Origin of the sequence: Streptomyces sp. NPDC097617 (genome assembly GCF_044761485.1) — a bacterium.
In the GTDB taxonomy this organism is placed as follows: domain Bacteria; phylum Actinomycetota; class Actinomycetes; order Streptomycetales; family Streptomycetaceae; genus Streptomyces.
In genome coordinates this window covers 161,797-184,571 of sequence record NZ_JBIWCL010000006.1, presented here as the reverse complement: position 1 = coordinate 184,571, position 22,775 = coordinate 161,797, and the positions used below count along the sequence as shown (strand labels likewise).

Annotated in this window: 24 protein-coding genes and 1 pseudogene; 13 read left to right on the top strand and 12 right to left on the bottom strand. The window is 71.0% G+C overall.

Translation table 11 applies throughout. The features are described 5' to 3' along the window. Window positions 1–87 precede the first annotated feature (87 nt). Entirely contained in the window at window positions 88–708 is a 621-nt protein-coding gene (locus tag ACIQZO_RS13470) for an HAD family hydrolase (protein WP_403624694.1), read from the top strand. Window positions 709–721: 13 nt separating this feature from the next. On the opposite strand, the gene ACIQZO_RS13465 is transcribed toward ACIQZO_RS13470, so the two are convergent. Next, window positions 722–973, bottom strand: coding sequence for a hypothetical protein (locus tag ACIQZO_RS13465; protein WP_030727717.1), 252 nt, complete (start codon window positions 971–973; stop codon window positions 722–724). A gap of 178 nt (window positions 974–1,151) precedes the next feature. Between ACIQZO_RS13465 and ACIQZO_RS13460 the strand changes: the two genes are divergently transcribed. Next, on the top strand, window positions 1,152–1,535 hold the full coding sequence (locus tag ACIQZO_RS13460; RefSeq protein ID WP_403624691.1) for a cold-shock protein: 384 nt from the start codon (window positions 1,152–1,154) through the stop codon (window positions 1,533–1,535). A 73-nt stretch (window positions 1,536–1,608) separates the two neighbouring features. Here ACIQZO_RS13460 and ACIQZO_RS13455 read toward each other — a convergent pair whose 3' ends face one another. From ACIQZO_RS13455 to ACIQZO_RS13440, 4 genes are all read right to left on the bottom strand, one after another. Beyond that, window positions 1,609–2,472, bottom strand: a complete 864-nt coding sequence (locus tag ACIQZO_RS13455; RefSeq protein ID WP_403624689.1) for a 1,4-dihydroxy-6-naphthoate synthase — start codon at window positions 2,470–2,472, stop codon at window positions 1,609–1,611. Then, window positions 2,453–3,184 (bottom strand): futalosine hydrolase, encoded by a 732-nt coding sequence (locus tag ACIQZO_RS13450; RefSeq protein WP_403625032.1) that lies wholly within the window; start codon window positions 3,182–3,184, stop codon window positions 2,453–2,455. The genes ACIQZO_RS13455 and ACIQZO_RS13450 overlap by 20 nt, the downstream gene beginning before the upstream one ends. Before the next feature lie 13 nt (window positions 3,185–3,197). Next, window positions 3,198–3,689: a DUF2771 domain-containing protein gene (locus tag ACIQZO_RS13445; RefSeq protein WP_327263093.1), complete on the bottom strand. Its 492-nt coding sequence runs from the start codon at window positions 3,687–3,689 to the stop codon at window positions 3,198–3,200. A gap of 166 nt (window positions 3,690–3,855) precedes the next feature. Beyond that, on the bottom strand, window positions 3,856–5,214 hold the full coding sequence (locus tag ACIQZO_RS13440) for an MFS transporter (RefSeq protein ID WP_403624686.1): 1,359 nt from the start codon (window positions 5,212–5,214) through the stop codon (window positions 3,856–3,858). A gap of 328 nt (window positions 5,215–5,542) precedes the next feature. On the opposite strand from ACIQZO_RS13440, the gene ACIQZO_RS13435 reads away from it, so the two are divergent. From ACIQZO_RS13435 to ACIQZO_RS13425, 3 genes are all read left to right on the top strand, one after another. Beyond that, window positions 5,543–6,466, top strand: coding sequence for a DUF3027 domain-containing protein (locus ACIQZO_RS13435; RefSeq protein ID WP_403624683.1), 924 nt, complete (start codon window positions 5,543–5,545; stop codon window positions 6,464–6,466). Between the two features lie 110 nt (window positions 6,467–6,576). Next, on the top strand, window positions 6,577–6,807 hold the full coding sequence (locus tag ACIQZO_RS13430; protein ID WP_403624680.1) for a hypothetical protein: 231 nt from the start codon (window positions 6,577–6,579) through the stop codon (window positions 6,805–6,807). A 127-nt stretch (window positions 6,808–6,934) separates the two neighbouring features. Then, window positions 6,935–8,389: a flotillin family protein gene (locus ACIQZO_RS13425; RefSeq protein WP_403624676.1), complete on the top strand. Its 1,455-nt coding sequence runs from the start codon at window positions 6,935–6,937 to the stop codon at window positions 8,387–8,389. A gap of 71 nt (window positions 8,390–8,460) precedes the next feature. Here the strand turns inward: ACIQZO_RS13425 and ACIQZO_RS13420 are convergent, their stop codons facing one another. Further along, on the bottom strand, window positions 8,461–9,471 hold the full coding sequence (locus tag ACIQZO_RS13420) for a WD40 repeat domain-containing protein (RefSeq protein WP_403624674.1): 1,011 nt from the start codon (window positions 9,469–9,471) through the stop codon (window positions 8,461–8,463). A gap of 76 nt (window positions 9,472–9,547) precedes the next feature. Here ACIQZO_RS13420 and ACIQZO_RS13415 point away from each other — a divergent pair, with 76 nt between their 5' ends. Beyond that, window positions 9,548–10,240, top strand: coding sequence for a GDSL-type esterase/lipase family protein (locus ACIQZO_RS13415; protein ID WP_403624671.1), 693 nt, complete (start codon window positions 9,548–9,550; stop codon window positions 10,238–10,240). A gap of 59 nt (window positions 10,241–10,299) precedes the next feature. Continuing rightward, window positions 10,300–10,452, top strand: a pseudogene (locus ACIQZO_RS13410) (aldo/keto reductase); the annotation flags it as partial. Between the two features lie 73 nt (window positions 10,453–10,525). Here the strand turns inward: ACIQZO_RS13410 and ACIQZO_RS13405 are convergent. Further along, window positions 10,526–11,515, bottom strand: a complete 990-nt coding sequence (locus ACIQZO_RS13405) for an aldo/keto reductase (RefSeq protein WP_403624668.1) — start codon at window positions 11,513–11,515, stop codon at window positions 10,526–10,528. Between the two features lie 194 nt (window positions 11,516–11,709). On the opposite strand from ACIQZO_RS13405, the gene ACIQZO_RS13400 reads away from it, so the two are divergent. Together ACIQZO_RS13400 and ACIQZO_RS13395 are read left to right on the top strand one after the other, a co-directional pair. After that, a complete protein-coding gene (locus ACIQZO_RS13400) occupies window positions 11,710–12,039 on the top strand; it encodes a transposase (protein ID WP_403624665.1) in 330 nt (109 codons plus the stop codon). Beyond that, window positions 12,015–12,599: an IS3 family transposase gene (locus ACIQZO_RS13395; protein WP_403624662.1), complete on the top strand. Its 585-nt coding sequence runs from the start codon at window positions 12,015–12,017 to the stop codon at window positions 12,597–12,599. Before ACIQZO_RS13400 ends, ACIQZO_RS13395 begins: the two co-directional genes overlap by 25 nt. Here ACIQZO_RS13395 and ACIQZO_RS13390 read toward each other — a convergent pair. Beyond that, window positions 12,553–14,202 (bottom strand): recombinase family protein, encoded by a 1,650-nt coding sequence (locus tag ACIQZO_RS13390; RefSeq protein ID WP_403624659.1) that lies wholly within the window; start codon window positions 14,200–14,202, stop codon window positions 12,553–12,555. The two genes, ACIQZO_RS13395 and ACIQZO_RS13390, sit on opposite strands and share 47 nt — an antisense overlap. A gap of 72 nt (window positions 14,203–14,274) precedes the next feature. Between ACIQZO_RS13390 and ACIQZO_RS13385 the strand changes: the two genes are divergently transcribed. Next, window positions 14,275–15,129, top strand: coding sequence for an aldo/keto reductase (locus tag ACIQZO_RS13385; RefSeq protein WP_403624656.1), 855 nt, complete (start codon window positions 14,275–14,277; stop codon window positions 15,127–15,129). Window positions 15,130–15,320: 191 nt separating this feature from the next. Here ACIQZO_RS13385 and thpR read toward each other — a convergent pair whose 3' ends face one another. Genes thpR through ACIQZO_RS13370 form a run of 3 tightly spaced genes read right to left on the bottom strand, consistent with a single transcriptional unit; the run spans window position 15,321 to window position 17,756 of the window. Continuing rightward, the gene (thpR, locus tag ACIQZO_RS13380) at window positions 15,321–15,875 is read right to left on the bottom strand and encodes an RNA 2',3'-cyclic phosphodiesterase (RefSeq protein WP_403624653.1); all 555 of its coding nucleotides are present in this window, start codon (window positions 15,873–15,875) and stop codon (window positions 15,321–15,323) included. Next, complete coding sequence (locus tag ACIQZO_RS13375) at window positions 15,872–17,293, bottom strand: MFS transporter (RefSeq protein WP_403624650.1); 1,422 nt, start codon at window positions 17,291–17,293, stop codon at window positions 15,872–15,874. The genes thpR and ACIQZO_RS13375 overlap by 4 nt, the downstream gene beginning before the upstream one ends. Before the next feature lie 25 nt (window positions 17,294–17,318). Next, entirely contained in the window at window positions 17,319–17,756 is a 438-nt protein-coding gene (locus ACIQZO_RS13370) for a MarR family winged helix-turn-helix transcriptional regulator (RefSeq protein WP_403624647.1), read from the bottom strand. Window positions 17,757–17,886: 130 nt separating this feature from the next. On the opposite strand from ACIQZO_RS13370, the gene ACIQZO_RS13365 reads away from it, so the two are divergent. Beyond that, complete coding sequence (locus tag ACIQZO_RS13365; RefSeq protein WP_030010567.1) at window positions 17,887–18,069, top strand: hypothetical protein; 183 nt, start codon at window positions 17,887–17,889, stop codon at window positions 18,067–18,069. A 12-nt stretch (window positions 18,070–18,081) separates the two neighbouring features. Here the strand turns inward: ACIQZO_RS13365 and ACIQZO_RS13360 are convergent, their stop codons facing one another. After that, on the bottom strand, window positions 18,082–19,545 hold the full coding sequence (locus ACIQZO_RS13360) for an NCS2 family permease (RefSeq protein ID WP_403624644.1): 1,464 nt from the start codon (window positions 19,543–19,545) through the stop codon (window positions 18,082–18,084). A 128-nt stretch (window positions 19,546–19,673) separates the two neighbouring features. Between ACIQZO_RS13360 and ACIQZO_RS13355 the strand changes: the two genes are divergently transcribed. After that, window positions 19,674–20,024, top strand: coding sequence for a DUF2530 domain-containing protein (locus tag ACIQZO_RS13355; RefSeq protein ID WP_403624641.1), 351 nt, complete (start codon window positions 19,674–19,676; stop codon window positions 20,022–20,024). Window positions 20,025–20,285: 261 nt separating this feature from the next. Beyond that, on the top strand, window positions 20,286–22,751 hold the full coding sequence (locus ACIQZO_RS13350; RefSeq protein ID WP_403624638.1) for a cation-translocating P-type ATPase: 2,466 nt from the start codon (window positions 20,286–20,288) through the stop codon (window positions 22,749–22,751). Window positions 22,752–22,775: the final 24 nt, after the last annotated feature.

Genomic DNA, 22,775 nt, shown 5'->3' with positions numbered 1-22,775 from the left:
GTCGGTAAGGCGGCCCTCGGCGTACGTTCCCCCTGCCGTGGCCCCGGCGTCGGTCTCCCGTACGGCCACCTCGGCACAATGGCAGGTATGAACCTCACAGTCGGCTTCGACCTCGACATGACCCTGATCGACTCGCGCCCGGGAATCAAGGCCGCCTACGAGGCCCTCTCGGCCGAAACGGGGACGTTCATCGACGCCGACGAGGCGATCACCCGGCTGGGGCCGCCGCTGGACGAGGAGCTCGCGTACTGGTTCCCGCAGGCCGAGATCCCGGCCGTGGCCGACCGCTACCGGGAGATCTACCCCACGTACGCCATCGGGCCGACCCCGGCGATGCCGGGCGCCCGCGAGGCGATCGAGGCCGTCCGGGCGCTCGGCGGCCGCGCGATCGTCGTCACGGCCAAGCACGAGCCCAACGCCCGCCTGCACCTGGCGCACCTGGGCATCGAGCCCGACGCGGTCATCGGCTGGCTCTGGGCGGAGGCCAAGGCGGGCGCGCTGCGCGAGTACGGCGCGCAGATCTACGTCGGCGACCACGTCGGCGACGTACGCGGGGCCCGCACGGCCGGCGCGCTGTCCGTGGTGGTGCCGACCGGCCCGTGCCCCGAGGCGGAACTGCGCGAGGCCGGCGCGGACGTGGTCCTGCCCGACCTCACCGCGCTGCCGCAGTGGCTCGAGCGGTACGTGGCCGCCCAGCCGGTGGCCTAGGTCCCGCCCATGCCTACGCCTGCGAGGCCCGGGCCGCCCTGCGCTGCGCGGCCGCCGAGCGGAGTACGCCCGCCGCGGAGATGGCGAAGCCGACGCCCATGAGCATGCACACCGCCCACGCGTACGGCGGGAACGGATCGACGTCGAGGAAGAGCGGAGCCATGGTCGCCAGCGTGGCCACGGCCCCGGCGATGAACACGATGCCGCCGGCCTTGACGAGTCCGTCGCCGGGCCGCGCTTCGTCGGAATGAGGAGTAACAGTCACCTCACCAGGGTAGTTGCCTGGCCGAAGGCAGCCGACGGCGAAGGACCGGGGAACGTCTTGTCACCCGGCCCCTGACCACTAGCCTTGAGGTGGCGGGTCACACATGGCCCGCTGCGCTGTTGTCCGGAGCCGTTCACGGCACTTCGGACCCCGACGAGCACAAGGACAGAGGACGGACGTGCCTACCGGCAAGGTCAAGTGGTTCAACAGTGAGAAGGGCTTCGGCTTTCTCTCCCGTGACGACGGCGGCGACGTCTTCGTCCACTCGTCGGTGCTCCCCACCGGGGTGGACGCACTCAAGCCCGGCCAGCGCGTCGAGTTCGGAGTCGTCGCGGGTCAGCGCGGTGACCAGGCACTTTCGGTGACGGTACTGGAACCGGCGCCCTCCGTCGCGGCGGCGCAGCGGCGGGGGCCCGACGAGCTCGCCTCGATCGTGCAGGACCTCACGACCCTGCTGGAGAACATCACCCCGATGCTCGAGCGGGGCCGCTACCCCGACAAGGTGCACGGCACGAAGATCGCCGGCTTGCTGCGCGCGGTGGCCGACCAGCTCGACGTCTGACCTCACGCCTACGACCTCACGACCGCGCACCGCCACTCGAAAGAGCGGCGGGGCGCAGTCGTGTGCGGGGCGATCAGTCCCGCGGGAAGTCCAGCGAGCCCGGCGCGATGGCCGGTACCAGCCCCTCGGCCGCCGCCCGGGTCAGCAGCCCGCGCACCGCCGCGTAGCCGGAGTCGCCGAGGTCGGCGGTGAACTCGTTGACGTAGAGGCCGATGTGCTGGTCGGCGACGGCCGGGTCCAGCTCCTGGGCGTGCGCGCGCACGTACGGGCGGGAGGCCTCCGGGTCGTCCCAGGCCATCCGGACCGACGTACGCGCCGACTCGGCCAGCGCGCGCAGCCGCTCGGCGCCCAGCGAGCGCTTGGCGATGATCGCGCCGAGCGGGATCGGCAGACCGGTCGTGGACTCCCAGTGCGCGCCCATGTCGGCCAGGCAGTGCAGCCCGTAGTCCTGATAGGTGAACCGGGCCTCGTGGATGACCAGTCCGGCGTCCACCCGGCCGTCCCGGACCGCCGGCATGATCTCGTGGAACGGCAGGACGACCACCTTGCCGACGCCCTCGGGCAGCACGTCCGCCGCCCACAGCCGGAACAGCAGGTAGGCGGTGGAGCGCTCGCTCGGCACCGCGACCGTCCGCCCGGCCAGGTCGAGCCCCGGCTCGCGGGTCAGCACCAACGGGCCGCAGCCGCGCCCCAGCGCACCGCCGCAGGGCAGCAGCGCGTACTCCTCCAGCACCCACGGCAGCACCGCGTACGACACCTTCAGCACGTCCAGCTCGCCGCGCTCGGCCATGCCGTTGGTGATGTCGATGTCCGCGAAGGTGACGTCGAGTCCGGGCGCGCCCGGGACCCGGCCGTGCGCCCACGCGTCGAAGACGAAGGTGTCGTTCGGGCAGGGCGAATAGGCGATCCTCAGCGGTTCACCGGTGGTCGTGCTCATGGCGTTCTCCCCAGTTCGCGAGTACGGGCCCCAGCACGCGGAAGCCGTCGGCGAGCGCGGTGAGCGCGTCCCCGATCCGCCAGGCGGCACGGTCCCGCGGGCCCACGGCGTTGGACACGGCACGGATCTCCAGTACGGGCAGCCCGTGCGCGGCGGCCGCCTCCGCGACCCCGAAACCCTCCATGGCCTCGGCCCCGGCCATCGGGTGCCGGGCGGCGAGCACGGCGGCCCGTTCGGCGGTGCCGGTGACGGTGGAGACGCTCAGCACGGGCGCGAGCAGCGCCCCGGTCGCCTCGGCGGCGCGGGCGGCGAGCTCGGCGGGCGGCAGGTGCACGCTGTGCCCGAAGCCGAGCTCCGTCACGTCGAGGAAGCCGTCGGGGGTCTCGGCCCCCAGGTCGGCGGCGACGATCGCGTCGGCCACCACGAGGGAACCGAGCGGGGCGGCGGGCGCGAACCCGCCGCCGATACCGGCGGAGACGACGAGCGAGTAGTCGGCGAGGGCGAGGGCGGTGGCGGCCGCCGCTGCGGCCGCCGCGGGCCCGACACCCCCGACGAGCACGTCGAAGGCGATGCCCGGAAGGTCCCGGCGGTTGATGAGGTAACCGCCGGGGAGCGTGCGCGGGTCAGGACCGAAAGCGTCCGGATGAGGGGTCAGCCCGGTGGTGACGGAGTCTGCCTCCGCCGCCACCGCGGTCACGACGAGCGCGCGCACCGCTGCCACCCGGTTACTTGAGCTTGAGGTTGAAGGACCAGACGGCGAGCGGCTTGCCGTCCTCGGCGATCTGCAGGAACGCCAGCTTCTTCGAGGAAGGGGCCTCGCCCTGGCCACCGGTCGCGAAGACGTCGGCGCCCGGGAAGCTGCGGTAGGTGTTCGAGGAGGGCTCGGTGATCGGCTGGCCGTCCAGGACCGCCGACCAGCGCCTGCCGTCCTCGACGATCTCCGGCTCGACCCCGAGACGCAGGGTGTCACCCCGGGCGTACTCGACGGTCTTGGGGTTCTTGAGGTTGGTGAGGCACTCCTGGACCTGGTCCATGGAGAGCTCCTTGCCGTCGTTGTGGCAGGAGGCTTCGGCGGACACCGACGAGGTGCCGACCGTCACGGTCGCCAGCGGCGTCGGCTTCTCGCCGCAGGCGGAGAGGAGGAGGAGGCCGGCGGACACGGCTCCGAGGGCCGCGACGCTGCGGCGGGCCCTACCCGAGAAAAGCGGTGCGGTCATGAGCCGAAGGCTATCGGGCCCCTGGGCTGCGCCGCTGCATGGGGTACCGCCGAGGGTGCGGCGCGGCGCGCTGCCGGTGCGCCGTCTCCGGTGGCCGCCCCTGCGCGCGCTCCGCGCCCGCGCCCTCAAACGCCGGGCGGGCTGGAAAATCCCGCCCCGCCGGCGGTTACGCCACGCGGGGGCGGGAGGTGCCCGCGTGGTGGCGGGGGGCGGTGAGGACGCCGCGGAGGGCCATCGTCGTGCCCAGGGCGACGATCGCGGCGGCCACCGACATCCCCAGTACTCCGTTCAGCGGCAGGACGATACCGATCGCTCCGCCCAGCACCCACGCCACTTGGAGCAGCGTCTCCGAACGGGCGAAGGCCGAGGTGCGTACCGCCTCCGGCACGTCCCGCTGGATCATCGCGTCCAGCGACAGCTTCGCCAGCGCCTGGCAGAAGCCCGCCGTGGCGCCCAGTACGGCCATGAACAGCCCGCTGAAGAACACCGCCGCGAGCACCGCCACACCGAGCGTCAGGCACAGCACCGCCGCGATGATGACCTCCGGCGCGCGGGCCCGCAGCCACGAGCCCACCGCCGTGCCGCACGCGTTGCCCAGGCCCGCCGAGACGCCCACGATCCCCAGCGACACCGCCGCGCTCTGCCCCGCCAGGGGATGCTCGCGCAGCAGGAACGCCAGGAAGAAGATCAGGAACCCGGACAGCGCGCGCATCGAGGCGTTCGCCAGCAGCCCGCACAGCACCGCACGGCTCACCGTCCGAAGGCCCGGACGCTTCGAATGCGCCTCGTGGGTGGACAGCCGCGCCCGGCGTTCGCCCTTGGCCTCGTCCACCTTGTGCGGCAGCGTGAACGCCGCGAACGTGCCCCACACGAAGATCACGCAGGCCCCGTACAGCGGCCACGGCGGCCCGAGCATGTGCAGGGCGGCACCCAGGGGCGCCGCGGCGCCCGTGGCCAGCAGACCGGCCAGTGTGACCCGCGAGTTCGCCTTGACGAGTGAGAAGTTCGGCGGCAGCAGCCGCGGCACCACGGCGCTGCGCACCACGCCGTACGACTTCGACGCCACCAGCACGCCCAGCGCCGCCGGATACAGCTGGATGCCCCCCGTGGCCACCGCGCCCGACATCATCAGCGCCAGCAGCGCCCGGGCCAGCATCGCGGCCGCCATCGACGCCCGACGGCCGTGCGGCAGTCGGTCCAGGAGCGGGCCGATCACGGGGGCCAGCACGGTGAAGGGGGCCATCGTGATGCCGAGGTACAGGGCCACCCGGCCGCGTGCCTCGTCCGTGGGAACGGAGAAGAACACCGTCGAGGCCAGCGCCACTGTGATCATCATGTCGCCGGCGCCGTTGATGGCGTGCAGCTCGATCAGCTTGCCGAGACCCGATTCGCCGGCCCCGTGCGCGTGCGTGGCCCGCCGGATCCCGCGCGCCGGAAGGTGCAGCGCATGCCCGACAGCCCGGCCGGCCCGCCTGGCCGGTCCCGAGCCGTCGTCGGACGACCGTACGGGTGCCACACTCGACATAGTGCCCCACCCGGCCCTCCCGGGGCGCCCCCCGGCGCATCGCGGACCCGGTGGCTTGTCCGCGAATCGGACCTTGCATGTGTGCCCGAGGCTTAAGAGGAGGTAGCGTGCGTAGCGCGCCACCGGCGGTTGCTCCTGGCCGCGCGCCTCTTCGTGATCCCGCAGAATGGGACGCAGTGAGGTGCGCCCGGAGTCCGATCGGGTGCGGACGTCGACGCGGCCCTCTGGTCCGCTCCGCCCGTGCCACGTACGGACAGCACCGACGGGTCGTTGTGGACGACAGTACGGACGGCGCACACGTGAGACGGCGTAGGAGAGAACGAGACCAGTGAGTGCTGCGACGACGCGAAGCCGTACCCCGCGTACCCCCGACCGCCTGTGCGTCGAGGCGGTAGAACTCGCCCGTGCGGCGGCCGAGGAGGCCGCTTTCCCCGGAGTCGTGGGCGCGCACGTCTCCGCCGTGGCGGAGGGCGACCGGGTCGTCACCCACTTCTTCGAGTCCAAGGAACCGGGCTACCGGGGCTGGCGCTGGGCCGTCACCGTGACCCGCGCCTCCCGCGCGAAGAACGTCACGCTCGACGAAACGGTGCTGCTGCCCGGCGACGACGCGCTGCTGGCCCCCGAGTGGGTGCCGTGGAGCGAGCGGCTGCGGCCCGGCGACATGGGTCCCGGCGACCTGCTGCCCACGGACGCCGAGGACCTGCGGCTGGAGCCGGGCTGGTCGGGCGAGGACGCGCCGCCGCCGAACTCCGTGGTCTCCACCGAGATGGCCGAACTGGTCGAGGCCGAGGACGCCGACGTCACCGACCGCGCGGTGGTGCCCGTACGCGGCTCCATCACGTCGGTCGCCGAGGAACTGGGCATGCGCCGGGCGCGCGTGCTGTCGCGGTACGGGCTGCACACCGCCGCCGACCGCTGGGACGAGGGCTTCGGCGCCAAGACCCCGATGGCGCAGGCCGCGCCCGCGTCCTGTCTCTCCTGCGGCTTCCTGGTCGCCATCGGCGGCTCGCTCGGCCAGGCCTTCGGCGTCTGCGCGAACGAGTTCAGCCCGGCCGACGGCCGGCTGGTGTCGCTGTCCTACGGCTGCGGCGGCCACTCGGAGGCCGCGGTCATGCCGGCGCCGATGCGGCCGGCTCCGCCGGTGCTCGACTCGATGGCCTCGGACGAGTTCACCCTGCGACCCGACACCGACGCCGGCTCGGCGGCGGTCTCGGACTCCGACCTGCAGGCCGCGGACCTCGGCCACTCGTAGCCCGGTCGCACGGAGCCGGGTCGCGTCGCACGGAGCCGGGGCCGCTCGTGGCCCGGTCGCGGACCACGCGTTCGCCCCTGTCCGGCGGTCCCGCGGCGTACCCTCGCCGCATGGGGGACACGGGCACGGACGCGGACATGGTGGGAATGACCGGCCGGGTGACCGGGACGGTCGGACCGGGCCTGGTGGGCGAGGTCATCGTCCGGATCCGGGGCGGGGCGGAGCACTTCCTCGCCCATCCGGTGTCGGGGACCGGCCGCCTGGCCGTCGGGACGGTGGTGACGGTGGTCGAGTACCTGCCGCCGCGCACGGTGTACGTGATGGCGGCCTACGACAACTGACGTCCCGTCCCACCTGTACGTATCAGGATGGCGACAAGACGCGGCCCGCGTCTTCCGGACCGGCCGCGGCAGGCGCAGACTCGCCCTTGTCGGTGCCGAACGGCACCGCGCTAAGGGGGCGTTGCCGATGGCTATCGGCGTCGTGGCGGGAATCGTTCTCGCCGCATTCGTGGCTCTGATCGGCCTGTTCAAGCTCATGTGGCGGGTGGCCGAACCGAACGAGGCACTCGTCATCTCCGGCTCCACGCACAAGACCGAGGGCGTCGGTCAGGGCATGGGGTTCCGGATCGTCACCGGGCGGGGGACGCTCGTACTTCCGGGCGTGCAAGCGGTGCGGAAACTGTCCCTGGACCTCAACGAGACCCAGCTGTCGGTGGACTGCGTCACCCACCAGGGCATCCCGCTGCGCGTGAAGGGCGTCGTCATCTTCAAGGTCGGCGACGACCTCGTGTCGATCGCCAACGCGGCCCGCCGCTTCCTGGACCAGCAGAAGATGATGCCCGAGCGCGTGCACATCGTCTTCGCGGGTCATCTGCGGTCCATCGTGGGCGGCCTGACGGTCGAGGACATGATCCGCGACCGGGAGAAGCTGACGGGCCAGACCCGGATGGCGTGCGGTACCGAGATGGAGAAGCTCGGCCTGATCGTCGACTCGCTGCAGATCCACGAGATCGAGGACCCGACCGGCTACATCAAGAACCTGGCGATGCCGCACGCGGCGGCCGTCCAGCGCGACGCGCGGATCGCGCAGGCCGAGGCGAACCGGCTGGCCACCGAGGCCGAGCAGGCCGCCTTCGCCCGGATGGCGGAGGCGACGAGGGACAGCGAGATCCTGCAGGCCGGGTACCAGGCCGAACGGGACAAGGCGGCGGCGACGGCCCGTCAGGCGGGCCCGCTGTCGGAGGCGGCCGCCCGCCAGGAGGTCGTCGTCCAGGAGACCCGGGTCGCGGAGCTCGAGGCGCACCGGCGCGAGCAGCAGCTGCAGGCGGACGTACGCAAACCCGCGGACGCGGCGGCGTACGAGACCCGCACCCGGGCCGAGGCCGAGCGCGACGCGCGGATCTCGGCGGCGCAGGCGAAGGCGCGGGAGACCGAGCTCGCGGCGGGCGCCGAGGCGACGCGGGTGACGACGGCGGCGACCGCCGACGCCCAGGCCGTGGAGGCACGGGGTATCGCGTCGGCGAAGGCCACCCGGGCGACGGGTGAGGCGGAGGCGGCGGCCACGCAGGCGCGGGGCCTCGCGGAGGCGGAGTCGGCGAAGGCCCGCGGTCTGGCCGAGGCGGAATCGATCAAGGCGCGGGCCGCGGCGCTGGCGGAGAACCAGGAGGCGGTGGTCGCGCAGCAGCTGGCCGAGAATTGGCCGGCGATCGTGGAGGCTGGCGCGGGGGCCTTCGGGAACGTGGAGCACATGGTCCTGCTGAACGGGGCCGAGGGCATGTCGGAGATGTTCGCGAAGGCACTCACCATGGGCGGCACGGGACTGGGCGTGGCCCGCCAGCTCCTCGCCTCGATGGGCCAGCCCCCGACCCCGCCCCCGACCCCCGCACCGGTGAACGGCCACATCCCGATCCGCGAGGAGTAACGGGGCCCGGCGCCCGCGCCCGGCCCCGGACCCCCGCGCCTCAAACGCCGGCGAGGCTGAAACAGGGCGCCTCAGCGCTCACGGCGACGGCGGAGGAGGCGTTTCGTGGCGAGGACCAGGATCAGGCCGGCCGCCAGGACGAGGGCTCCCTTGCCGAAGCTGCCCGTCGGCTCCGTCAGGGGGGCCGCCCCCGACGGGGAGCCCGGCTGCGGTGAGGCCGAGGGGGCGGCGACGGTGACCGGGACCGCGATGACCCGGCTGCCCTCGCCCTCCGCGCCGAACATCAGCGTGGAGCCGTCCGGCGTGTAGGTCACCGACTCCGCCTGGCCCTGCCACGGCGCGTCCACCCGCTCGCCCTCGCCCACCGGCAGGCCGTCCTTCCACGGGTAGGTGCGGGCCGTGAAGTAGCCCCGTAGCGCCAGCCGGCCGCCGTCGGGGGAGAACGCCCCGTCCGTCACCCACGGCACGTCGGCGACCCGCCGGAACACGTTCGTGCCGCCCGTCGACAGCTCCGCGGGACCCTCGTACAGGCCGCCCTTGTTCTCGTCCTTGCTGGCGATGTAGACGCGCCCGGTCACGGGATGCACCATCAGGGCCTCCGCGTTGCGCGCCCCGTCCGCGTACTTCACCGTGAACTGGGTGGCCTTGACCGTGACGTCACCCAGTTGCTTCGGTTCCGGAAAGCGGTAGATCCACACGTGGTCCCAAGTGCCGCCCCGGTTGTCGCCGATGTCGCCGACGTAGAGCTGCCCGTCCGGGCCCAGGGAGATCGCTTCGACGTCGCGCGGCGTGCCGATGCCCGTCAGCGTCACCCGGGCGACCGTCCTGCCCGTGGCCGAGTCCACCGCATAGATGTACGGCCCGTCGTCGCTGTCGTTGTGCGTCCAGTAAACGCCCGGGTGGACGCGGCTGGCGGCCAGGCCGCTCGACTCCTTGATCCGCGGGTCGGAGATGGTGAAGGAGGACGCGGCGGGGGTCTCCGCCGCGACGGCCGGGCCCGGCAGCACGGCGAGGGCGGCGACGACGGCGGCGGTGACGGCAACGGCGGCGGACGCGGCGGCGGGTGGCAGGGGCAGGCGCATCCCCCCAGCCTGCCAGTACGTGCCGCGTGTCCGGCGTCACAGGGGTTTCTGTCGCGCGATCCGCGATGATGACCGGATGCGTTTCATGTTCGTCGGTGACTCCATGACCATCGGACGCGCCGGCGACTACACCTGGCGCTACCGGATGTGGCAGCACCTCGGATCGACCTTCGGCGGTCCCCACCGGATCGTGGGCCCGCGCTGCGAGCTGTACGACACCGTCGCCGACACGCCCACCAGTCACGCGTACGCCGACCCGGGCTTTCCGGAGCCCGCCCGCCGCCACCTGGCCGGCTGGGGCGAGGGCTGGCAGCACATGGCCCCCCTGATCGGCCCCGCGGTCGCCGACACCGGCGCCGACGTGCTGCTGGTCTCCCTCGGGCTGATCGACCTCGGCTTCTACACCGACGCCGAGCAGACCGCCGACAACGCCCGCCGGTTCGTCGCGGGGGCCCGCGCCGCCCGCCCGGGGGTCCGGATGGTCCTGCTGCCGGTCATCCCGAACAGCCGGGCCGAGGCGGACGCCCCCTTCGCGGCCGAGGTGGCCCGCTTCAACGAGCTCCTGGCGAAGGCGGTGGCCGACCTGAGCACCGACGCCTCGCCGATCCTGCTGGCCGCGCGCCCGGACGCGTACGACATCCACCGTGATACCTACGACGGAACGCATCCGAACGCCTCCGGCGAGCACCGGCTGGCGGGCGAGTTCGCGGCGGTCCTGCACCAGGCGTGGGGGATCGGCGGCCCCTACCGGCGCGCGCGGGGGCTGTAACACGCCCGTCACGGCGGGCTCTTGCTTCGAGCGCACTCCAAGCAGTTGGCTAGTGCCCCATGAAGTACACGCAGCTCGGACGCACCGGCCTCAAGGTCAGCCGACTTGTACTCGGCACCATGAACTTCGGCCCCCAGACCGGGGAGCCCGAAAGTCACTCGATCATGGATTCCGCGCTCGACGCGGGCATCAACTACTTCGACACTGCCAACCAGTCAGTTTGACGCCGATGTGCGTAAGGGCCGCCGCCCCATCGGAGGGGGCGACGGCCAGTGCATGAGTGGCTTACCAGGCGAAGGCCTCCGGGGACGGCCCCGGCCCGGGGAAGATCTCGTCCAGCCCGGCCAGCACCTCCTCGCTCAGTTCCAGCTCCAGCGCGCGCAGCGCGCTATCCAGCTGTCCGGCGGTGCGCGGGCCGACGATGGGGCCCGTCACGCCCGGCCGGGTGAGCAGCCAGGCCAGGGCGGCCTCGCCGGGCTCCAGGCCGTGCTTGTCGAGCAGGTCCTCGTACGCCTGCAGCTGCGCCCGTGTCTTGCTGTCGGCCAGCGCTTCCGCGGCCCGCCCGGAGGCGCGGCGGCCGCCCTCGGCCTCCTTCTTGATCACGCCGCCCAGCAGGCCGCCGTGGAGCGGGGACCAGGCGATGACCCCGAGGCCGTACTCCTGGGCCGCCGGGATGACCTCCATCTCGGCCCGCCGCTCGGAGAGGTTGTACAGGCACTGCTCGCTGACCAGGCCGACCATCCCGCGCCGGGCGGCCGTCTCGTTGGCCTGGGCGATCTTGTAGCCGGGGAAGTTGGAGGAGCCAGCGTAGAGGATCTTGCCCTGCCGGATGAGCACGTCGACGGCCTGCCAGATCTCCTCGAAGGGGGTCAGGCGGTCGATGTGGTGGAACTGGTAGACGTCGATGTGGTCGGTCTGGAGCCGCTTGAGGCTGGCCTCGACGGCCCGGCGGATGTTCAGCGCCGACAGCCGGTCCTCGTTCGGCCAGGTCTCGCCCTCGCGGGACATGGAGCCGTAGACCTTGGTGGCCAGGACCGTCTTCTCGCGCCGGCCACCGCCCTGCGCGAACCAGGTGCCGATGATCTCCTCGGTGCGGCCCTTGTTCTCACCCCACCCATATACGTTGGCTGTGTCTACGAAGTTCAGACCTGCGTCGAGTGCGGTATCCAGGATGCCGTGGCTGGTCGGTTCGTCTGTCTGCGGACCGAAGTTCATCGTGCCGAGAACGAGTCGGCTGACCTTGAGTCCGGTGCGTCCGAGCTGCGTGTACTTCATGGGACCCAAGCCAACTGCTTCGAGTCCACTCCAGGCAAGAGCGGCCCGCGCATCCCTCGATTTGTGCGTCAACGCGCATAGCAGTGTTGACGCATGGACGGCTGACCACCGCCCTCTGTACGGTCTTGGTGGTCGGCCCGCGTGTCCCTCCCCTCGTAGCGTGGAGTCCGTGATTGCAGGGGAGGTTGGGATCCATGGGGTCCAAGCAACGGACGTATACGCCTGAGTTTCGTGAGGGTGCTGTACGCATCGTGATCGAGACGGGCAGGCCGATCCCGGAGGTCGCCGAGGAGCTCGGTGTGTACTCCGGCACGCTGCACAGCCGGGTGTCGCGGTGGCGGCGCAACGGGTCGGCGTCGTCCGACCGGCCGGCCGAGCCCGCGCCGGGCGGCCGGATGCGTGAGGCCGAGCGTGCCGAGCTGGAGCGGTTGCGGCAGGAGATGTCGGAGAAGAACAAGCGGATACGCGAGCTGGAGATGGAGCGTGATGTCCTCAAGCGATGCATGGTCCTCTGGGTGAAGTGACCGGGACGGACCCGGCCGCCCTGGCCGAGTTCATCGGTAACCAGAGGACCGAGCACCGCGTCCCGCACCGTCTGGCCTGCCAGGTTCTGGGGATGTCGGAGTCCTGGTTCTACAAGTGGCGCGACAAGCCCACCACCGTGCGTGAGGTCCGGCGGGGACAGTTGTCCGATGCGATCACGGGGATCTTCGAGGCCTCCGGCGGCACCTATGGTTCCCCGAGGGTCTGGGTCCTGCTGGTCCGTGCGGGCTGGCAGGTTTCGGTGAACACCGTGGCCCGTCTCATGGCCGAGCTCGGGTTGGCCGGACGGAAGGCACGCCACCGGCGGGGGCTGTGCCTCCCTTTCTTCGCGGGGGTGGACCAGTCAAGCCGACGGGTCCTCACAGGGCGCCCAAAGATTCGAGCCCGGGCTCGGTCTTGTGCAGTCGGGAGCGACGGCGGCGACCTGGCAGTAGCGTACAAAAGCAGGAAGGGCCCCGACACAGGGCCCTTCCCGGTTGGTGCCGGCGGGACGGCTAGCTCTCGCTGTGCACCGCTGCCAGGTCTCGGACGCGGCGCTTGAAGTCCATGGGAATCAGGACCTGCACGCGCCCCTTGCCCTCCTGCCACATGCCCTCATGGCCTTCCGGTGCCATCGCTTGAGCAGCTGTCATCGGCGGCAGACTTTCGGCGTGGATGACCGCCCTGACTCCGGCGGCCCGGAGTTCCTTGCCCTTCTCGTGCTGGGTCGACAGCTGCGCCCAGCGCTCCCTGTAGGTCTCATTCGTCGGGAACTCATCCCAGGTGTCCGGCCGGGTGGGCTGAGCCATGAGCTGTTCCCGTCGTGCGTCCAGCCGTTTGTACGTCTCTCGGTATTCCTGCTTGCCCAGCTCGCTGGAGTAGAGACCGGCTTCGCGGTCTTCCCGAAGTTCGGCCAGAGCGCGGTTCACCTCCTCGATGTCCTGAGTGAAGTCGACGCCTGGGCGGAAGACCTTCCGCACGATCTCGACGTTGCCTACCGCGCGCAGGAAGACCTCCTCCACTGCTCCCTCCAACACATGGGCCGCGATCCCCTTGCTGCCCGTTGGACACGGCTTGTGCGTGGTCCGTGAGGCGCACCGGTAGTACGGCCAGTTCCGTCCCGGGCCGAGGTACGCGGGTTCACCGCAAGTGCAGAAGGCGACCCTGAGCATCGGGGAGCCGCCCTTCCGGTTGCCGTTGCGCTTGCTGGTGTTCTCGTCCAGTTTCTTGTTCGCCAGCTCCCACTCCTCTTGAGTGATCAGCGGCTCCGCCCGCTGGAGAGGTCGCCCTTCCGTGTCACGGACGACGCGGGTTCGCTTCGTCTTCTGGCCGTCGATGACAACTTCCTCCGTCACCTCCATCTGACCGAGGACGTTCAGGGAGCGCACCACCTTGGCTGTGTTCGCGGCGGTCCACCGGCCCCCCTTCGGTGGCTTGCCGTTCCTGATGTGTTGGGCGTCGAGTGACACCGGGGTCTTGGTCGGGTCCTCGTTGAGCCACTGGGCGATGCTGTTCGCCGACTCTCCCTCGATGAGCCGGCGGACGATCTCGCGCAGCGTCCCGGCGGTGTCCGTTCCATAGTCGTCCGGGACCAGTCCCCAGCCGTCACCGGGGTCCTGCTTCTCCGCCCGGTAGCCGTACGGAATCCGGCCCCCGCGCCAGCGTCCCTCCTTCACCAGGTGGTTGTACGAGGACTTCGCCCGGGCCTTGATGGCTTCGAGCTCCCCTTCCGCGAACGACGCGATCAGACTGAACAGCAGCTTGCCCATCTGCGTGTTCAGGTTGATCCCGTCCTCGACGGTGGCAACCTCCTTGCCGTGCTTCTCACACCACTCCACAAGAGTGTGGACGTGCAGGACACGGCGCGAGAGGCGGTCGAGCTTCAGCGCGCAGATGACGTCGTACTCATTGGCCCGGGACTCCTCCAGCGCGATCCGGTGCTCGATCGAGCCGACGTCTTTGCCGATGGTGGACGGCAGCCACTTGCTGAAGTCAGGGCGCTTCCACGGCTCGACACCGCCGGATACGTCGATGTCCTCGACCCACCCGACAACGACGTGCCCTTCCTGGTCGGCCCATCGTTGAATTGATCGACGTTGACGCTCCGGCGATGTGGTCTCGTCCGAGATCTTCGACAGACGGACCACGCCCAGGACTCTTGCCACCTTGTTCTCCCCATCCCCTGCGGTGCTTGGGGAACGACGCTAGGACCTCGGCGGGCATGGCGTCAAAATAAATTGTTCGGTACCGCCAATGTGTACGGGTGGGGCGAGAGTAAGGGCCGCACCGAGGAGATCATCGGCACCTGGTTCTCCCAGGGCGGCGACCGTCGTGAGAAGACGGTCCTCGCCACCAAGGTGTACGCCTCCATGTCCCGCGAGGGCGACACCTGGCCCAACTACGACCGGCTGTCGGCGCTGAACATCCGGCGGGCCGTCGACGCCAGCCTCAAGCGGCTCCAGACCGACTACATCGACGTCTACCAGTTCCACCACGTGGACCGGCTGACCCCCTTCGAGGAGATCTGGCAGGCCGTCGAGGTCCTGGTCCAGCAGGGCAAGATCCTCTACGCGGGCTCCTCCAACTTCCCCGGCTACAAGATCGCCCAGGCCAACGAGACCGCGGCCCGCCACGGCCGGCTCGGCCTGGTCAGCGAGCAGTGCCTCTACAACCTCGCCGAGCGGCGCGCCGAGATGGAGATCATCCCGGCCGCCGAGGCGTACGGGCTCGGCGTCATCCCGTGGTCCCCGCTGAACGGGGGCCTGCTGGGCGGGGTCATCAAGAAGGAGGTCGAGGGCGGCCGCCGCGCTTCCGGCCGGTCGGCGGAGGCGCTCGCGAACACGGCCGTACGGGCGCAGGTGCAGGCGTACGAGGACCTGCTGGACAAGCACGGCCTGGAGCCGGGCGAGGTCGGGCTGGCCTGGCTGCTGACGCGTCCCGGCGTCACCGGGCCGATCGTCGGTCCGCGTACGCAGGAGCAGCTCGACTCGGCGCTGCGCGCGGTGGAGCTGGAGCTCTCGGAGGAGGTCCTGGCGGGCCTGGAGGAGATCTTCCCCGGTCCGGGGGCGTCGCCGGAGGCCTTCGCCTGGTAGGCGGCGGGGGCTACTGGCCGACGGCAGCCGCCACGGCCACGACGACGAACATCAGTACGAGCACACCGGCCATCACACGGTTTCTGGTCTTGGGATCCACCCGTCGAGCCTAACGCGGCAGCCCCTGCACCGAGGACGCAGGGGCTGTCCCGTGGTGCGGGTGCCCTGCCGGCCGTGGCGGCCGACCGGGCTCAGCCGCCGAGCGGCCAGGCCCGGACGGTCTCGTACCGGGGCTGCTCGCCAGGGACCCCGCTGACGGGCAGGTTGCTGCGGACCAGGCTGAGCGTGTCCACCCGCCAGGGCGCGCCCTCGAAGTCCGCGAGGGCGTCCAGGTAGGGGCGCAGCGGGGTGGCGGCGCTGTGGCTGCGGGCCAGGGTGAGGTGCGGGGTGTACCGGCGGTGCTGGTCCATCGGTACCCCGGCCCGCCGGGCGGCGGCGTCGGCCCGCTCGGCGAGCATCCGCAGGGCGGGGAGCTCCCCGGCGGCCCCGGCCCACAGGGCGCGCTCCCCGAAGTGGCCGCTGCCGTGCAGCCGCAGTGCGAAGGGGGCGGTGCGGTGGGCCGCCCGCTCCAGCCGCGTGTGCAGCTCCGGGAGCACCTCGTCCCGTACCTCGCCGAGGAAGGCGAGGGTGAAGTGCCAGCCGGCCCTCCCGGTCCAGGTCAGCCGGTCGTCGCGGACCTCGTCGACGGCCCGGGCCAGCTCGGCGACGGCTTCGTCGGGCGGGAGGACGGCTGTGAACAGTCTCATGCGGCGAGCGTAGCCGGGCGCGGCTCCGCCACCGGGGACTCCGCCACCGGACCCCCGAGCCCCGCATTCCGGCGGGGCCGGAGTTCGGCCGGGACGAAGGTCACGCCGTGGCGGTTCACCCGCAGCCGGAGGTTGCCGACCCGGGCCAGGACCACCGCGATCGCGACGGAGGCGGCCAGCGAGATCGCACCGCCCGAGGCCATGCCGATCCGGGCGCCGTAGGTGTCCGTGATCCAGCCCAGCAGCGGGGCGCCCAGCGGGGTGCCGCCGGTGAAGACCATCATGAACAGGGCCATGACCCGGCCCCGCATCTCGGGGTCGGTCGCCATCTGTACGCTGGAGTTGGCCGTGACGTTCACCGTCAGGCCGAAGATCCCGATGGGCACGAGCAGGGCGGCGAACAGCCAGAAGCCGGGCGCGAAGGCGGTCACCAGGAGCAGGACCGAGAACAGCGCGGCCGCGGCCACCAGCACCCGCAGGCGGGACTGTCCGCGCCGGGCGGCGAGCAGGGCGCCCGCCAGGGAGCCGGCCGCGATCAGGGTGTTGAAGAGCCCGTAGGTGCCCGCGTCCCCGTGGAAGACGTCGCTCACGTAGGCGGAGAGCCAGATCGGGAAGTTGAACCCGAAGGTGCCGATGAAGCCCACGAGCACGATCGGCCAGATCAGCTCCGGGCGGCCCGCGACGTAGCGCAGGCCCTCGCGCAGCTGGCCCTTGGCGCGGGGCCGGGGCTCGGTCGGGTGCAGCTCGTGCGTCCGCATCATCAGCAGGCCGGCGATGGGCGCCGCGAAGGACAGGCCGTTCAGCAGGAAGGCCCAGCCGGAGCCGACGGCGGTGATCAGCACACCGGCGATCGCCGGGCCGACCAGCCGCGCGGACTGGAAGTTGGCGGAGTTCAGGCTGACGGCGTTGGCCACCTGGTCCTTGCCGACCATCTCGGACACGAAGGTCTGCCGGGCCGGGTTGTCGACGACGGTGACCAGGCCGAGGGCGAAGGCGGCGAGGTAGACGTGCCACACCTGGACGTGTCCGGCCAGGGTGAGGGCGGCGAGGGCGATGCCGGTCAGGCCCATCGCGCTCTGGGTGGCGAGAAGCAGCGGCCGCTTGGGGAGCCGGTCCGCGAGTACGCCGCCGTAGAGGCCGAACATCAGCATCGGCAGGAACTGCAGGGCGATGGTGATGCCGACGGCGGAGGCGGAGCCGGTCAGTGAGAGGACCAGCCAGTCCTGGGCGATGCGCTGCATCCAGGTGCCCGTGTTGGAGACGACCTGGCCGGTGGCGAAGAGCCGGTAGTTCCGGATCTTCAGCGAGCTGAACATGGAGCCCTTGCCCGCGGGTGCTGCGACGGCCTGGGCGGTCGCGGCGGTAGTGGGGGTGGATATGTGGCCGGGTGCGGAGTTTGCTCCGGTTCCCGTACTCAAAAGCGTTCGCCTCCTGGCGTCGTTCCTACAGGTGCGCGAGCTTCTCCAGGACGGGTGCGGCCGCGCGCAGCTTGGCCCATTCGTCCTCGTTCAGCTCGGCCGCGAGCCCGGCCAGGAAGGCGTTGCGCTTGCGGCGGCTCTCTTCGAGCATCGCTTCGGCCTCCTCCGTCTGGCGGACCACCTTCTGGCGGCGGTCGTCGGGGTGCGGTTCCAGCGTGACCAGTCCCTTGGCTTCCAGCAACGCGACGATGCGTGTCATCGACGGCGGCTGGACGTGCTCGCGCCGGGCGAGCTCACCGGGTGTGGCCTGGCCGCAGCGGGCGAGGGTGCCGAGGACCGACATCTCTGTCGGGCTCAGCGACTCGTCGACGCGCTGGTGCTTCAGGCGTCGCCCCAGCCGCATGACGGCGGAGCGGAGATCGTTCACGGCAGCGAGGTCGTCGCCATGGGAAAGGTCACGCATGTCTTTAGAGTAACTCATTACTCTCCCTAAGGAACACCGTATTTTCGCCGTATGCCCGGGGTCACTCATACGGGTGAGTCGGCGGCCGAAAGTGACACGCGTGCGCACCCTCTGCCCCGACTCTTTCGGCATGGGGACACATGTGCTGAGCATGCGCATAGACGGGGAGCTCCTCGACAGGCTCCGGATCCATGCGGCCAAACGCGGAATGAGCGTCCAGGACTATGTCGTCCGGACGCTCATTCGCGATGACTTCGACGAGCGCTTCAAGGCGGCCGTCGACGAGACAGAGAAGTTCTACGGGCTGACGTGAGCCACCGGTGAGCTACTGGCCGAGGCCGAGGGCCGGCATCGCGTAGTAGAAGACGAACACCGCCGACACCACGTACATGGCCACCGGGACCCCGCGTCCCCGGCCGGTCGCCAGGCGCAGCGTGCAGAAGCTGATGAAGCCGATGCCGATGCCGTTGGTGATCGAGTAGGTGAAGGGCATCGTCACCATGGCCAGGAACGCCGGGACGGCGATGGTGAGGTCGCTCCAGTCGATGTCCTTGACCGAGCCCGCCAGGATCAGGAAGCCGACCGCCACGAGGGCGGGGGTGGCCGCCTGGGACGGGACCATGGTGGCGAGCGGGGTCAGGAACAGCGCCACGGCGAAGAGGCCGCCCGTCACGACATTCGCCAGACCCGTACGGGCGCCCTCGCCGACACCGGCCGTGGACTCCACGAAGCAGGTGGTCGCGGAGGAGGAGGTGGCGCCGCCCGAGGCGACCGCCAGGCCGTCGACCAGCAGGACCCGGTTGATCCCGGGGAACTCGCCGGTCTTCTTGTCGATCAGCTTCGCCTCGTCGCCGACGCCGAGGATCGTGCCCATCGCGTCGAAGAAGCAGGACAGCAGCACGGTGAAGACGAAGAGGATGCCGGTCAGCATCCCGACCTTGTCGAAGCCGCCGAACAGGCTGACCTGGCCCACGAGCCCGAAGTCGGGCGCGGCCACCGGGTTGCCGGGCCACTCGGGGACGGTGAGGCCCCAGCCCGAGTCGGGCACCTCCGCGATCAGCTGGACGACGACGGCGACCAGGGTCATGGCCACGATGGAGATCAGGATCGCGCCCGGGACCTTGCGGATCAGCAGGGCGAACGTGAGCAGCACGCCGATCGCGAAGATCAGGACCGGCCAGCCGTCCAGGTGACCGGTGCCGCCGAGCTGGAGCGGGACCGTGGTGTGCGCGGCGTCCGGGATGCGGGAGACGAAGCCCGCGTCGACCAGGCCGATCAGCATGATGAACAGGCCGATGCCGATCGCGATGCCCTTGCGCAGGCCCAGCGGGACGGCGCTCATGACCCGCTCGCGCAGGCCGGTGGCGACCAGCAGCATCACCACGAAGCCGGCCAGGACCACCATGCCCATGGCGTCGGGCCAGCTCATGCGCGGGGCGAGCTGGAGCGCGACCACCGTGTTCACGCCGAGACCGGCGGCGAGCGCGATCGGGACGTTGCCGATCACACCCATGAGGAGGGTGGTGAAGGCGGCCGTCAGGACGGTGGCCGTCACCAGCTGGCCGGAGTCGAGCTGGTGCCCGTACATGTCCTTCGCACTGCCCAGGATGATCGGGTTCAGCACGATGATGTAGGCCATGGCGAAGAAGGTCGCGAGGCCTCCGCGGATCTCGCGGGCGACGGACGAGCCGCGCTCGGAGATCTTGAAGTAGCGGTCCAGTCCGCCGGAGGGTTCCCGGGGGGAAGGCTCCGGGGAGGTGGCCGCAGGGGCGGGGGCCGGGGTGCTCATACGGTCCTCATTGGGTGGTTCATACGAAGAAAATGGGCCACGCCCAAACCGTTTCAGTATGAACACATGAACGAAAGGGCGTCCATCTCCGCGCGTAGATGGCGTTTCGTGCCGCCTAGACTTGCCGTATGGCGAAATGGACTGCGAAGCACGAGGCGCCCGAACCCCTTGAGGGCCCTGTCGTCGCCACCGTCACAGGTGGCACGATCCTGTGGTTCGCCCTCTTCCTGGTCCAGCTGCCCTTCTACGGGTGGTTCGCCGACCGGGGTCAGCTGTGGTGGGTCTGGACCTGCGCGGCCGGCGGCTTCCTCGGCCTGATCGGGATCTGGTACGTCCGCGGGCGGGACGCGGCGCTCAAGCGCCACGCCGAGGCGGAGGCCGAAGCCGAAGCTGCTGCCCAGGACGGGCAGGGCGCGCAGGCCCAGCAGGACGGTCCGACCGCGCGGGGTGGGCAGCCGGGGCCGGCCCCGCAGGGCTAGCCGGGCGGGCACGACGGCCCAGCAGCCGCAGGGTCCGCCGAGCGGCGACACGGCGTGCGGCCGGCCGGCTCCGGGTGGGGCGGTGCCCCTCCGGGCCCGTGGCCCGACGGTGGGTTTCGCCCGACCTGCGGGACATCCCGGAGTTCCCCGTGCCACGGCACGGTCCGCGGCACTACCAGAGGACGATTCGGGTCATCCTGAGGTCGGATCTTCCCGCTGCTCGGCGGGTGAACAGTTCGAACCCCGCTTAACGTCGAAGGCATGACGCAGCGGGCTGGAACCGAATCCGACGGGCCGGAGCCGGGTGGCGGCACGGCCGCCCCCGCCATCGACGCGGGAGCGGAGCTGGACCCCGTACACCCGATGCGGCCGCCCGCTCCCCGCTTCAAGCCGGGCGGGCTGACCACCGCCGAGGTCGCCGAGCGTGTCGCGCGGGGCGAGGTCAATGACGTTCCCGTGCGGAGCAGCCGCTCCACCGCCGACATCGTGCGCGCCAACGTCTTCACCCGGTTCAACGCGATCATCGGCGTGCTCTGGGTGATCATGCTCTTCGTCGCGCCGATCCAGGACAGCCTGTTCGGCTTCGTGATCGTCGCCAACACCGGCATCGGGATCATCCAGGAACTGCGGGCCAAGAAGACCCTGGACAGCCTCGCCGTCATCGGCGAGGCCAAACCCAGCGTGCGCCGCGACGGCCGGACCGCCGAGATCTCCACCTCCGAGATCGTCCTCGGCGACGTCATCGAACTCGGCCCCGGAGACAAGGTCGTCGTCGACGGCTCCGTCGGGGAGGCCGAAGGCCTGGAGATCGACGAATCGCTGCTCACCGGCGAGGCCGACCCCGTCCTGAAGAAGCCCGGGGACCCGGTCATGTCCGGCTCCTTCGTGGTCGCCGGCGGCGGCGCCTTCACCGCCACCAAGGTCGGCCGCGAGGCCTACGCCGCCCAGTTGGCCGAAGAGGCCTCCCGCTTCACGCTCGTCCACTCCGAGCTGCGTTCCGGCATCTCCACCATCCTCAAGTACGTCACCTGGATGATGATCCCGACCTCGATCGGCCTGATCATCAGCCAGCTCCTCGTCAAGGACAACAACCTCAAGGACTCCATCGCCCGGACCGTCGGCGGCATCGTCCCGATGATCCCCGAGGGGCTCGTCCTGCTGACCTCCGTGGCCTTCGCGATCGGGGTCATCCGACTCGGCCGCAAACAGTGCCTGGTCCAGGAGCTGCCCGCCATCGAGGGCCTCGCCCGCGTCGACGTGGTCTGCCTCGACAAGACCGGCACCCTCACCGAGGGCGGCATGGACGTCACCGAGCTGCGGCCCCTCGGCGGCGCGGAGCCCGCGTACGTCAAGAAGGTGCTCGGCGCCCTCGGCGAGTCCGACCCCCGCCCCAACGCCAGCCTCCAGGCGATCATCGACGCCTACCCCGACAGTGCGGAGTGGCGCTGCACCGAGTCCCTGCCCTTCTCCTCCGCCCGCAAGTACAGCGGCGCCAGCTTCAGCGAGGGGGACGGCGAGAACAACACCTGGCTGCTCGGCGCCCCCGACGTACTGCTCCCCGCCGGGGACCCGGCCCTCGACGAGATCAACGACCTCAACGAACAGGGACTGCGGGTCCTGCTGCTGGCCCGCTCCGCCCGCGAACTCGACGACGCGGCCGTCGCCACCGGGGTCCGGCCGACCGCCCTCGTCGTCCTGGAGCAGCGGCTGCGCCCCGACGCCGCCGACACGCTGCGCTACTTCGAGGACCAGAACGTCAGCGCGAAGGTCATCTCCGGCGACAACGCGATCTCCGTCGGCGCGGTCGCCGGCAAGCTGGGGCTGCCGGGCGCCGAGAACACCGTCGACGCCCGGGGGCTCCCGACCGACCGGGACGACATGGCGAAGGTCCTCGACGACAACTCCGTCTTCGGGCGGGTGAGCCCGCAGCAGAAGCGGGACATGGTCGGGGCGCTCCAGTCCAAGGGCCACACGGTCGCCATGACGGGCGACGGCGTCAACGACGTGCTCGCCCTCAAGGACGCCGACATCGGCGTGAGCATGGGCTCCGGCTCGGAGGCGACGAAGGCGGTGGCCCAGATCGTCCTCCTCGACAACAGCTTCTCGACCCTGCCCTCGGTGGTGGCCGAGGGCCGCCGGGTCATCGGCAACATCACCCGTGTTGCCACGCTCTTCCTCACCAAGACGGTCTACTCGGTGCTGCTGGCCATCCTGGTGGTCTGCTCGCAGGTCGAGTACCCCTTCCTGCCCCGCCACCTGACGCTGCTGTCCACGCTCACCATCGGCATCCCGGCCTTCTTCCTGGCCCTGGCCCCGAACAAGGAGCGTGCGAAACCGCACTTCGTGAAGCGGGTCATGCGGTACGCGATCCCCGGCGGTGTCATCGCCGCCGTGGCCACCTTCGTGTCGTACCTGGTCGCCCGCCGCCACTACACGGGCCAGGGCGCCCTGGAGGCCGAGTCCAGCGCGGCCACGCTGACGCTGTTCCTGACCTCCATGTGGGTACTGGCGATCATCGCCCGGCCGTACACGTGGTGGCGGGTGGCCCTGGTCGGGGCGATGGGCGGGGCCTTCCTGATCGTCCTCGTCGTGCCCTGGCTGCAGGAGTTCTTCCAGCTGAAGCTGGTCGGCGTCACCGTGCCGTGGATCTCGGTGGGCATCGCGGTGGCAGCCGCGGTGCTGATCGAGTTCACCTTCCGGTGGGTCGACCGCAAGTTTCCCGCGTAGGGCGGGGGTGGGGGCGTCAGGCGG

Excerpts from the sequence above, each read along its gene's own strand:
- ACIQZO_RS13470 (WP_403624694.1), top strand. The coding sequence starts at position 88 with ATGAACCTCACAGTCGGCTTCGACCTCGACATGACCCTGATCGACTCG.
- ACIQZO_RS13455 (WP_403624689.1), bottom strand. The coding sequence starts at position 2,472 with ATGAGCACGACCACCGGTGAACCGCTGAGGATCGCCTATTCGCCCTGC.
- ACIQZO_RS13445 (WP_327263093.1), bottom strand. The coding sequence starts at position 3,689 with ATGACCGCACCGCTTTTCTCGGGTAGGGCCCGCCGCAGCGTCGCGGCC.
- ACIQZO_RS13440 (WP_403624686.1), bottom strand. The coding sequence starts at position 5,214 with ATGTCGAGTGTGGCACCCGTACGGTCGTCCGACGACGGCTCGGGACCG.
- ACIQZO_RS13430 (WP_403624680.1), top strand. The coding sequence starts at position 6,577 with ATGGGGGACACGGGCACGGACGCGGACATGGTGGGAATGACCGGCCGG.
- ACIQZO_RS13425 (WP_403624676.1), top strand. The coding sequence starts at position 6,935 with ATGGCTATCGGCGTCGTGGCGGGAATCGTTCTCGCCGCATTCGTGGCT.
- ACIQZO_RS13420 (WP_403624674.1), bottom strand. The coding sequence starts at position 9,471 with ATGCGCCTGCCCCTGCCACCCGCCGCCGCGTCCGCCGCCGTTGCCGTC.
- ACIQZO_RS13415 (WP_403624671.1), top strand. The coding sequence starts at position 9,548 with ATGCGTTTCATGTTCGTCGGTGACTCCATGACCATCGGACGCGCCGGC.
- ACIQZO_RS13405 (WP_403624668.1), bottom strand. The coding sequence starts at position 11,515 with ATGAAGTACACGCAGCTCGGACGCACCGGACTCAAGGTCAGCCGACTC.
- ACIQZO_RS13400 (WP_403624665.1), top strand. The coding sequence starts at position 11,710 with ATGGGGTCCAAGCAACGGACGTATACGCCTGAGTTTCGTGAGGGTGCT.
- ACIQZO_RS13395 (WP_403624662.1), top strand. The coding sequence starts at position 12,015 with ATGCATGGTCCTCTGGGTGAAGTGACCGGGACGGACCCGGCCGCCCTG.
- thpR (WP_403624653.1), bottom strand. The coding sequence starts at position 15,875 with ATGAGACTGTTCACAGCCGTCCTCCCGCCCGACGAAGCCGTCGCCGAG.
- ACIQZO_RS13370 (WP_403624647.1), bottom strand. The coding sequence starts at position 17,756 with ATGCGTGACCTTTCCCATGGCGACGACCTCGCTGCCGTGAACGATCTC.
- ACIQZO_RS13365 (WP_030010567.1), top strand. The coding sequence starts at position 17,887 with ATGGGGACACATGTGCTGAGCATGCGCATAGACGGGGAGCTCCTCGAC.
- ACIQZO_RS13360 (WP_403624644.1), bottom strand. The coding sequence starts at position 19,545 with ATGAGCACCCCGGCCCCCGCCCCTGCGGCCACCTCCCCGGAGCCTTCC.
- ACIQZO_RS13355 (WP_403624641.1), top strand. The coding sequence starts at position 19,674 with ATGGCGAAATGGACTGCGAAGCACGAGGCGCCCGAACCCCTTGAGGGC.
- ACIQZO_RS13350 (WP_403624638.1), top strand. The coding sequence starts at position 20,286 with ATGACGCAGCGGGCTGGAACCGAATCCGACGGGCCGGAGCCGGGTGGC.